This window comes from Paraburkholderia sp. BL18I3N2, from assembly GCF_003001875.1.
GTDB lineage: Bacteria > Pseudomonadota > Gammaproteobacteria > Burkholderiales > Burkholderiaceae > Paraburkholderia > Paraburkholderia phytofirmans.
This window is the reverse complement of record NZ_PVNC01000044.1, coordinates 1-11,277: the sequence shown is the minus strand read 5'-3', so window position 1 is coordinate 11,277 and position 11,277 is coordinate 1. Positions and strand designations below refer to the sequence as shown.

General features: G+C 55.7%; 6 protein-coding genes and 2 pseudogenes. 5 read left to right on the top strand and 3 right to left on the bottom strand.

What is annotated here, in order from left to right; genetic code table 11:
* Nucleotides 1-427: 427 nt before the first annotated feature.
* Nucleotides 428-655, bottom strand: a pseudogene (locus tag B0G75_RS39535) (transposase); the annotation flags it as partial.
* A gap of 306 nt (nucleotides 656-961) precedes the next feature.
* Nucleotides 962-1,894: a LysR family transcriptional regulator gene (locus tag B0G75_RS39530; RefSeq protein WP_106286443.1), complete on the bottom strand. Its 933-nt coding sequence runs from the start codon at nucleotides 1,892-1,894 to the stop codon at nucleotides 962-964.
* Between the two features lie 642 nt (nucleotides 1,895-2,536).
* Here B0G75_RS39530 and B0G75_RS39520 point away from each other — a divergent pair.
* From B0G75_RS39520 to B0G75_RS39500, 5 genes are all read left to right on the top strand, one after another.
* Entirely contained in the window at nucleotides 2,537-3,235 is a 699-nt protein-coding gene (locus tag B0G75_RS39520) for a hypothetical protein (RefSeq protein WP_106286441.1), read from the top strand.
* A 95-nt stretch (nucleotides 3,236-3,330) separates the two neighbouring features.
* Nucleotides 3,331-4,473: an ATP-grasp domain-containing protein gene (locus tag B0G75_RS39515; protein ID WP_258194178.1), complete on the top strand. Its 1,143-nt coding sequence runs from the start codon at nucleotides 3,331-3,333 to the stop codon at nucleotides 4,471-4,473.
* Between the two features lie 596 nt (nucleotides 4,474-5,069).
* The gene (locus tag B0G75_RS39510) at nucleotides 5,070-6,758 is read left to right on the top strand and encodes an NAD(P)/FAD-dependent oxidoreductase (RefSeq protein ID WP_106286439.1); all 1,689 of its coding nucleotides are present in this window, start codon (nucleotides 5,070-5,072) and stop codon (nucleotides 6,756-6,758) included.
* Between the two features lie 36 nt (nucleotides 6,759-6,794).
* Nucleotides 6,795-8,135: an amidase family protein gene (locus B0G75_RS39505; RefSeq protein WP_106286438.1), complete on the top strand. Its 1,341-nt coding sequence runs from the start codon at nucleotides 6,795-6,797 to the stop codon at nucleotides 8,133-8,135.
* Nucleotides 8,136-8,347: 212 nt separating this feature from the next.
* Nucleotides 8,348-9,721 carry a carboxyl transferase domain-containing protein gene (locus B0G75_RS39500; protein ID WP_106286437.1) on the top strand — a complete coding sequence of 458 codons (1,374 nt, stop codon included), beginning with the start codon at nucleotides 8,348-8,350 and terminating at the stop codon, nucleotides 9,719-9,721.
* Between the two features lie 532 nt (nucleotides 9,722-10,253).
* Here B0G75_RS39500 and B0G75_RS39490 read toward each other — a convergent pair.
* Nucleotides 10,254-11,036: pseudogene (locus tag B0G75_RS39490) on the bottom strand (LysR family transcriptional regulator); the annotation flags it as partial.
* Nucleotides 11,037-11,277: the final 241 nt, after the last annotated feature.

Here is an 11,277-nt window from a genome sequence, read left to right as displayed (position 1 = left end):
TCATCCCGCTCCTGCTTGCGCGCATCCGCTCTTTCGCCACGCAGTACAAGCGGGCGCCGAATGCAACCGATTTGCGCCACTTCCTGATCCAAGCCTGCGGCATACGGGTCAAAGTGTCGTAGTGTGGTTATGCCCACGCATGTCGAGCTGGTGGGGCGGACTGCGGAACTGGCTATGCCGAGCCGGGCTATGTGGAGGATGACTACTGGCAGCAGACGCTGGCGATCCGCCTGACGCAGCGCTCGACGACCCGGGACTGTTAAGAAGCCTTAACAAAATGATATTAGGGGCTGTTAAGGAATCGCTGATTGATAGGCCATCCCGCGAGGTTGTCGGCGGCGATGGGTCGGAATTTCCGGATGCAGAAATGAAGCGTTGGCAAGTCTGGTGAGTTTGACCCGAGGATGCGCCTCATTTCTCGCACTTTTCATACGCATGACGGACTGCTCCCATGAACCGACCGCAACCGGTTTCGCGCGATCGCCAGGTTCGCCAGGGCGAACAGACTGAACAGTTGCGCCATGTTCTTGGCCAGTCCCCTGTAGCGCACCTTGCGACGACGGAACAGGTTCTTGACGATATGCGACGGATGCTCGACCCGTGCGCGAATCTGCGCCTTCGTTCGCTCGACCTGGATCACCAGATCCTTCAGCGGACACCTCAGCGATGACGGCCGGGCCTGATAAATCAGTGTTCCCCTAATCCGGCCAATTGCCCAGCCAATTTTGTTTTTTGGTGCAAGATTAATGTGCGATATCAGTAATCCTGAAAATAATGTTAATAAATTTGATCCGGATTTTTCATTGACATTCGTCAAAGTTCGCCCGCCGGCTTCTTCATCTCGCACCAAATCTCCGACTGGACGCTTGCGTTAGGATCAAGACTGTTCGGCGCAACTATTCTGCGGATGTCGACGCATCGAAAGATCGCCCCTTCGACGCAACCCGCGGCACGACGTAGATCAGTTGGGAAAACGTAGCGGCATGGTGGCGCGTTCTCTGCCGAGTGCGCCGTCTTCTGGCAAACAGAGTTGCAGCGAGCGAAAGAGGAAGCGCTGCAGTGCGGTTGCTGCGGACGTGCGGTCGTTCGAATTCGCGTGGCTGAATAGACCGAATTCAGCCACAGGCGGCATCGGCAGCCCGACAGCACGCGGATCGATCACGTGCATAGTATCGCGGCGCACGTGCCAGTCGAGCAGTAAAGCAATGCCGAGTCCGGCCTCGACGGCCGACTGGATCGCCGACAGGCTCGTGCTCGTGCAGGCAACGCGCCACACGATGCCAGCGTCAAGCAACGTCGCAAAGAAGTTCTCCTGCCATCGACATGCTCCGCCGAATGCGACGATTGGTAGGGGGCCATCACGCAGGTCGGCATTGCGGGAACGTGCGGCGGCCCAGCGAAGCGGATGCCGCCAGGTAACGAGCGGCTCCGCGTGGATCAGCGCAGGATCGCCGATCGCGAAATCAAGTGTGTTGCTTGCGAGCCGCTGCGATAACGCCGGGCTCGCATCAACGACTATCTCCAACGAGACATCGGGAAACGATGCTGAGAATTGCCGCAATGCATGGCGAAGGTGACTCATTGCGATGTCTTCCAGAATGCCCACCCTCACCGTACCCGAGACGTCACCGACAGTCAGCGCGGAACGGGCCGCGAGGCCAATTTCAAGCACCTTGTGTGCATACGGCAGTAGCAGGCTGCCCGCCGAGGTCGGCTTCACGCCGCGCGGTGAACGTTCGAGCAGGCGTTGGCCGACTTCGTCTTCGAGACGCCGAAGGGCCATGCTCACGGCAGCCTGGGTGCGATGAAGAGTCACCGCCGCATTGCTCACGCTGCCGGCTTCTATCACCGTAACGAACGTACGGAGCAGCGTGCTGTCGAGATCGCGAATCATCAATTCCCCTCATGCAAACATAAAGATTATCAGGTTATACCACGCATACAGCCGCGGTTAATATCCTTCCGTCACTCACGCAGAGAGCATAGATGAAGAGGAATTGAACGGACAGCAAACCGGATGCGCGTTGCTGAAAGCGTCCGTGACATTCGTGCGTGCTACCGCGCCGATGTCCACCGTCGCATCCATATGCGCGATCCAATGAAGTACAGTGCCGTTACCCGCGACGATGGCATACAGCACGATTAGCACAACCTGGCTACCACACCGCTTTGCGGTGTTAGCGCTCGTGGCCATGGTCCAGCCACCTCTCGAGAAGGAGTTTCCATGTGGCGGCACACGAGAAGATCGAACCAGCTAGCTTCAGTCGACAAAAACATTCGAGGCGAGAGCGTTCCGCAACGTTTGGCACGAATCCACTCGCAAAAGCCACGCTGATCAAAAATCGTCTAGGAGCGCCCGACAGCGCCCTGTCCCCGCACAGCGACTGCAACGCGGCTTAGCCCCCACTGCAGGAGAATTCTCAGACTCTCCAAGGGACATCATTGCTTATTGTAAAGGCAGCTGTGCCCCTGGTTCGTCCGGCAGGCATAAACAGTAACCGGTGCGCCCTGTTTTTTATTTCATCTGGATGGTTATATGAATACAAGCAACGATCGAGCCCGTCTTGAGCGAGTCGCTCAAGACGCAGTCGCCCAGATGTTCGCTACTTCGCCGGAGACCGCCGCCTTCCATCGTGGCGATTGGATCGACAGTGAATACTATCGTCGCCACCTCATCGAAACAGTGTTGCGAATCCGCCTTAACAACGAGGTCGACGCGTTCGCGCTGTACAAAATCGGCTTCAAGGACAACACGCTCGCGCAAATTCTCGCGCAATACCTTGCAGAAGAATATCGGCATGAGGGGCTATTTCTGCGTGACATCGAGAAATTCAGCCTGTCTGCAGCCGAGATCGACTGCATCGCACCTTTCCACAGCACCGACAAGCTGATTGGCTATCTTTATTTGAGCATTAGCCGCGACGGTCCACTGCCGACAATGGTTTGGAACTGGTTTGTCGAATGGTATTCGGATCGCTATAACAAAATCATCACCGAAGCAGGAGCGCGCGCGTTCGGGCACGATCTCGTGAAGCGCCCGCTCGACCACATTCAGCACGACGGATCTCACGGTCACGATGATGTGATGTGGGTCGGTCTGCAGCGGGCAATCGACGGGTGGGGCGGAATCAAACAGGCTGAGACCTATTTGCGCCACTTCATCGAACTGCTCCACGAGTACTTCGACGAGCTACTCGTGGCGACCACGCCCCGACGCGAAACTGTTGCTATATAAGGAACGTCCCCATGACCGCCATCATAGTGATTGAACCGGCGTCGTCCGGCACAGCGCTTGTCGCCGCCGCTGCGCGCCTTGGTGTCGCTGCGCACGTGTTTTCCGCCGAGCGCGTCGTGCCGCGTGACCTACGGGCGGGCGTCACGTCGTTCACGGTGGTGGACACTGCTTCGTCGAGCGCCGTCGCAGCCGCCGCATGCGCCATTGGCGCCGATGGAATCGTACCTGGGTTCGAATACTCAGTCGATGTAGCGGCGGAAGCGGCCGCTCGGCTCGGTCTCCCGCATCTGCCGCTCGAAGCGGCAGCGCTCACTCGCGACAAGTACCGCAGCCGATCACACCTCGCAATTGCGGGACTGGCGGGGCCCCGATTCGCCCGAATCGCAGATCGTCGTGACATCGTGACGGCCGCCTCGCAGGTCGGCTTTCCAGCCGTCGTTAAGCCTGTGGACGGCTGCGGTAACCAGCACGCGACGCGCGTCAACTCTCTTGTCGGGCTGCAGCTCGCGGTCGAGCGCGCCATGCGCCACGGCGTTGTAGATATGGGTCGCGAAATTGGCCACGTGTTGCTACTTGAGCAATATGTCGAGGGTCCGGAGTACAGCATCGAAGGTTACGTCGGCCGACATGGGCCGCGCGTGCTTGCGGTGGCAGAAAAGCTGCTGAGTGCCGAGCCGTATTTCGTCGAGATGGGGCACATTGTCGAAGCAGCGTTGGCGCCAGAGCATCGCACAGCGCTGGTCGCTTACGTCGAGGAGGTCGCCGCGAAAATCGGCCTCAACCTCGGCGTTTTCCATGCAGAGGCGCGCATGACGCGCGACGGCCCCGTGCTCATCGAGATCGCCGCACGGCTCGGAGGTGATCGGATTTACCGGCTGGTTGAACTCAGCAAGTCCATCTCCTTGCCAGAAGTGATGATACGCAGTCATCTCGGCGACACCGATCCAGCGCCCCTCTGTGATGCAAGGCATGCGACGCGCGTGAGCGGTGTGCAGTTCTTCACGGCCGCAACTGGGCGCTTCGCCGGCGCCGCTGCGGTCGAACGCGTGCGCGCGACGCCCGGCTTCGAAGAGGTCGAGGTTCTTTCGCACATCGGCGGTACAGTCCCAAAACTGACGGACTTTTGCGCCCGCGTCGGACATGTGCTGTTTACGGCCGCAGATCGCCCGACGCTCGATTTGCGCCTCGCCGAAGCGCTGAAAGCGCTGAAATTCGATCACGCCGATAACGGTAGCTGAAAAATTTTCGCGACATGAGAATCAACTGATCCTCTGAGGGTAGTCGCATAGTCGTGCTCAACCGTTGGTCCGACGAGTTCGCTGCCTAATATCACAACATCGATCATGCCGTCACGCTGCACTGGACGCCAATCGGCGCCGTCGCCCCCAATCCGGGCGCGAGTCAGTCGTCACGATGGCCTCGCACACCGCACTTAAACAGCATTTGGCTGCATGACTGAGGCGAGTACCTTGACACGCGCCGGCTGGCACCACGCCAAACGGATTGTTCAGGGCGGACGAAATAGCTTGCGCACGCCCGAAATATCTTCTCACAAATCGACCAACTCCCTTTATCAGTAGTGAGTCATGGCTGACGAAGCTACTCTCACGTTAGCTTGCTACAAACATCAATTTTATTTGTTTGATATGACCGCAGTCAATTTGATATCGTGGCATCCATGGATATTCACGATGAATAGCATTTTTCTGCCGAGGAGCAGCACAGCTATCGGCAACGGAATAAATAACCTCGATCTCTTCTGTCGAAGGTCCCTGCGCTATTTCCAGCCATCATCATTCCTCAAGTGGATGCATTGCCATAAAGGAGAAAATCCATGAAAAATCACGTCGCATCGTCACAAAGTCCATCACCGACTGTTGACCTATTGTATGACTACGCGCCGTTCCTCCAGCTCTGCGAGTCTGAAGGGGGAATCGGCTCCTTTTCATCACGCACTCCAACTCCGCGCGTTGGCATCGTGGGGGCCGGTATCAGCGGTCTTGTGGCGGCGACTGAGCTGATGCGGGCAGGCGTAACCGACGTTACGGTCTTTGAGGCCCGCGATCGCATTGGAGGAAGAATATGGTCACAAGTATTTGATCCGCGGTACCCGCACCTTATTGCTGAAATGGGCGCAATGCGGGTCCCTCCGAGTGCAACCGGTCTTTTCCATTATTTGAACAAACACGGCATTTCCACGACCACGTCTTTCCCCGATCCAGGAGTGGTTGATACCGAATTGCATTATCGCGGCACTCGCCATACCTGGCCGGCGGGGGATTCGCCGCCACCTTTGTTCAAGCTCGTTCATGAAGGCTGGAGGGCATTTTTACAGGAAGGGTGCGTGATCAATGGCACATCTCTTGTAGCGCCGACAGAAATCACGGTCATGTTGAAATCACATCGCTTTCAGGAAGCGCGTGCGGCATGGCAAACGTGGCTCGATGTGTTCCGTGACAGTTCTTTCTATGCGGCCATTGTCGCGATTTTCACTGGCCCTCGCCCCCCCGGAGGTATCCCTTGGGAAAGGCCTTATCACTTTGAGCTGTTTGGCTCTTTAGGAATAGGATCCGGAGGTTTCCTACCTGTTTATCAGGCCGGATTCACCGAAATACTGCGCTTGGTCGTTAACGGCTATCTGGATGATCAACGCCTGATTTCCTGCGGAATCTCTACACTGGCTGAGCGCCTGGCGGGAGCGGAGATCGCAGGGTGCTCCGTTTCTGAACGGGTTCGCTTCAATAGCGTGGGTCGCATCTACAAAGAGAATGGAAAGATAACGCTGGTAACTGATGAAGACGAGGCATTGGTTTTCGACCGAGTGATCGTCACTAGCAACAACAGGGCAATGCAGATGGTTCATTGCCTGACCGACGACGAAACGTTTCTCAGCCGCGACGTCTCACGAGCCGTCAGGGAAACGCATCTTACGGGTTCCTCAAAGCTATTCATGCTCACCCGCGACAAGTTCTGGATCACTAAAGACCTGCCAGTCACCATCCAGTCTGACAGTTTTGCGAGAGGAGTATATTGCCTTGATTACGAACCCGATAAGCCAGATGGTCAGGGTGTGGTTCTGCTTAGTTACACTTGGGAAGATGACGCTCACAAGCTACTGAGTGTTCCCGACAAAAAACAGCGGTGTGAGTGCTTTGTTGACGACCTTGCTACATTCCATCCAGAACTTGCGCGCCACCTGGTTCCCGCCGATGACGACTATGAACGTAGCATCCTGCACCATGACTGGCTGACCGATCCGCATTCTTCGGGTGCCTTTAAGCTCAACTATCCGGGCGAAGACGTTTACTCGCAGCGTCTCTTCTTTCAGTTCAAGACCGCGAATGATCCCGCATGGGATTCCGGCCTTTATCTGGCAGGATGTGGCTGCTCTTTTACCGGTGGGTGGATTGAGGGAGCTGTGCAGACGGCTGTGAACAGCGCCTGCGCCGTCATACGCAGCGCAGGAGGAAATCTTTTACCGGGCAATCCTCTTGACGAGATCCGCAGTGCTTATCGTTACTGACATCGGACACGATGACCTCCTATTCGCGGAAATTTTATGTATTCGAAAAACACTGTGGAATCGCTTTGCGATGGCATACGTACCGGTGCACTTTCAGCGGCTGAAATCCGTGAGCGTGCACTCAGCGCTGATTCGCATCTGAAAAAGCTCAACTGCTTCATCCGTGCTTGCGGCCCGGACGCGCATTTCGCTAAAGCGAATGATGCCCTGAAAGGCGCACCGCTCTACGGCATTCCCTTTTCCTTAAAGGACAATATTTGTGTTAAGGGGCTCCCTGTCACTGCCGGGACACCGGGGATGGAAGGTTGTATAGCCACGCGCGATGCGCTTGTTGTCAGAAAGCTGAGAGCGCTCGGTGCTGTCGTTGCCGGCAAGAACAACATGCATGAACTCAGCTTTGGTATCACATCGGTCAATCCTCGATGGGGAACGGTGGGAAATCCAGCGGCTCCAGGGCATTTGGCTGGCGGCAGCAGTGGCGGCTGTGCCGCTGCTGTGGCAGCCGGCATCGTTCCGATGGCGATCGGAACGGACACCGGCGGCTCCGTAAGGATACCGGCCGCCTTCTGTGGTATCACCGGCTTCAGGCCCACAAGTGGTCGCTGGTCTTCGGCCGGAATCATTCCAGTTTCTCGCACGAAGGATTCGCCGGGCCTTCTGACGCGGACGGCGAAAGATGCATTAATTCTATATGACCTGCTGTCCCCCGATAGCCACCTTCCGCCAAAACAGAAAAATACTCGCGGCCGAATAGGCCTTCCGGCCTCCATGTGGACTGACCTGGAGGATGATGTCCGAAAGTATTGCTGGCATGCCGTCAGGCGATTGACTTGCGCTGGTTTCCAGTGCGTTGAACTGGATGACGCGGTTGTTGCTGACCTGAATAGAACCGGAACCTTCACCATTCCGGTTTACGAATTCTTCACTGACTTTCCCCGCACATTGCTTTCCCTAGGATGGGGAAACAGGATAAATGCCGTATTTGATAACATTCGCGACAAAATTGTCCGCAACATCATTCACGCCAATCTTGGTGGACAGCTTATATCTGCCGCCGATTATTCATCAGCAATTCAGAATATAGGCGTCTTACGTCTACAAATAGACTCGCTGTTCAGCACTCGAGGCATCGATTTTCTCGTGTACCCGACAGTTCCGCGTAGCGTCCCTCATCTGAGCGATGCCAGCAGGCCGGGACTGTTTGCCGAGGTGATACGTAACACCGACTTGGCCAGCAACGCCGCGATACCTTCTATCACCCTTCCAGTTGCTCCCGATGATGCATTACCGGTGGGGTTGAGTATTGACGCCGCGCGGGGCCAGGACCGCCGCCTTCTGGCCGCAGCAATGTCTATGGAAGACATTTTGGCTTCCTGAAAATGAGGCTGCCACTCAGCACCGCACAGGACCGCTGCGGACGGCGAGTTGCACGCAGCGCAACTACCAACCAGCTTCGCGGGCGGCTTCGTCACCGCTTGCGCGTCGGTGCGTACCCCGTAGCGACGCGTGCGCGATGACTGCCGTGCGGCCGTCGCACGGCACCGATAACAGCCAACATTCATACGCATTGCCAGGGAGGCAGATAGCTAATGCAAATTTCGTTGAAAAGAATAAACGTGCTCTTTGACGCAGATAGTTTTGTTGACCGTCAACCTGCCGCAAAAAGTCATTTCATCTGCGGCGAAGGAACCATAAATTTGGTAAAAACCTTTCTGGTCATGAATCGCGGAGGAGACTGTGAATTTCAGGGAGGCGGACAGTGGCGCACTGCCGAGCAGATCATCAGCACAGTAACTCAGGCCCGGGATGAACGCGCCCCCTTAATCTACATTCAGGACAAGACAGGAGGGACAGGCAGTTTCGACACCACGAAAGTGCTCTCGCCGGACATGGCCAGATTACTTTTATCTCCATTCGGAATGGGCAGGGTCAGTGCATCCCTCGCAGACTTTGCGGAAGGAAATTTGCTAATTTCCGTCATACTCGGTCCGACCTCAGGTCCACTTGCTTTACCGTTGATGCTCGCAGACCTAGTGTTGATGACTGAGAAAGGTGCTCTATGTATGGGTCGTCCGGATATGGTGAAGGCAATGCTGGCCCAGGAGTCCGATCTCTATTCGCTAGGTGGAACAGACGTTCACAGCAGGGGCTCGGGCTCGGTTCAACTGGTATTCAAAGATGAAGAAGGTTTATTCAAGTGCATAAGAAAATTACTGCATGGAAGTTTCAAAGGCAAGGGACCCCATGGTCTTGAATATGAAGAGCCCGATGCGGTTGATTTTGAAAAATTAATTCCAACAGATCATCGCACACCCTATGACATGCATCATTTGCTGAATTCCTTTATCGACAAAGGCAGCTTTACGGAGATAAGCGCCGAATACGCGGAGGAAGTGTTGACCGCCTACGCGAGCATCAAAGGAAATTTCGCTGTAATTATCGCCAACAACCCCCGACATAATGGAGGTGCAATTTATCGGAAATCCGCCTCAAAAATGGTAAAAATGATAAATATTGCCGCAAAAACCAACATGCCAATCATATTCATTGCCGATATCCCGGGATTTATGATCGGTAGAGAAGCTGAAAATAGTGGCATATTTTCGGCCGCAGCGGAATTATTCAGAGCACATGTTCGATGCAAGGTACCAAAATTACTGCTCGTTGCCAGAAAAGCGTATACGGGAGGCGTGTACGCCATGGGTGGTCCTGGATTTGAGCCTGTGGCAGTACTGGCGTATCCGCGGGCCCACATCGGCGTTTTCAGCCCGGACACGATGAAGAAAGTAATGTCTGAGTCTGATGAAACCACCAGATCCATAATGCGAAAACTGACTGATGAAATTGAAAACCCAGAATTGTTGAAAATTAATGGGCTGATTACTGATGTCATCGAGATAGAACATACTCGAGAACAAATTACCAAGTATTTGTTCCCTGTAGGGAGTGAAGCTAGCGCCTGAGTTGAATCGCAAGCGTCTCACTTCCACAGTCCAGCGCAGTCTGCTTGTCGGTAACGCGGATACATGGCGGGCGGATATCGCCGCGTTAAAGGGCGAAGTTTCGCGGTTTGGCCTCGGTCTGCCGTTGTTGAGAGCTAGCGAGGAGGTGCATGCGGCATCGACTGAAGCCGACGCCGACCGAATCTCGACGAACCAAGTTGCAGTCTCCAGCTAAGCCAGGCTCAACCGCGAGCAGATCCAGAAGGACCGAGAAAATGTTGAAACTAGCGCTCACTGGCCGTGGAAGTCCGACGTTAAGTCGTGAGTTCGGTGCACGGAGTGGTGGCACGCTGCCGAACCATCGCGATCACTCACAACCGTCCGAGAAACCTGTATTACATAACGGCCGCTAGCGTCGACAACGACGACAGTCCCCGTGGCGCACCGCACGCGTACTGTGAGCGATAGACTTGATTAATGATGATCTTCAGCACCCAGCGATCGCGCAGTCGCAGCGTCGTCCATCACCGCAGCGCCATTCAGGCAACAATCAGATCCGCACAGGTATCGTTTTTTCGAAATGCTTGACCAGCCTGAAGGGCATCGTCCCTATACGGTCAGTGTTTAATAGCATAGGCGGAATCATGCTAAAGCTCTGCACGATGACCTCGTTCCGTCTCTTGAGACCGTGCTCAAGCAAACACCACTCCTCGATGGAGGGCCGCCGCGTACGTCCGAACTTGACCACAACGTGCCCCATCGACATATATCTCTCGAATGTGAGCTGCCCTGATAGCTGCTGGTTCGTGCGGCAGCCTACGCACACGAGTGTCTCCTCGAACAGCTTCGCTTTAGGATGCGCGCTCGACATGAACAATTCCGACAAGATAAGAAAATCGGCTTCGCCGCGCCGGAGAACCTCATCGGGGTCATCGGCAAGTGGCAGCAATTCGAAGCCGACGGCGGGAGCTTCCCGTGCAATACGCTCCACGATCTTTCGAAAAAATGCGACTGCCATGAAATCGGAAAGAATGATCCTGAAGCGGCGATCCGATTTGGCCGGGTTGAAGACGTCCCGGGAAATAACGGAGAGCTGGATGTGCACCAGAGCCTCGCGGATTGGAGCGGCGAGCCCTTCAGCACGCGGTGTGGGGACATGTTCCCGGCCCCTCATCGTAAACAGTTCATCGCAGAAATAGACGCGTAGCCGGGCGACGGCCGCGCTCATGGCCGGCTGGCTCAGGTTGATGCTGCGTGCCGCCGCGGTGAGGTTACGGTCGGTCATCAGAGCATCGAGCGCGACGAGGAGATTCAGATCGAGGCCCTTGAAACGCATGATCCCAACTTATAAATAATGTGGATGTGTTCCATCAAAACAATCGATTTTACGAATTGTACGGCATGGAGGATAGTGTTCCTGGTGCATCGAGACACGCGAGCGCGGCCCTGTCGCTGCTCGGACACAGGATCAAGCGCAAGCTTACCGCCGGGCAACTCGGCGTGAGCGGGCAGTCCGTCTGCGACTGGCTCACACATGGCGCAACAGCGGCGTGGACGGCCCGATGACCGCCATTACG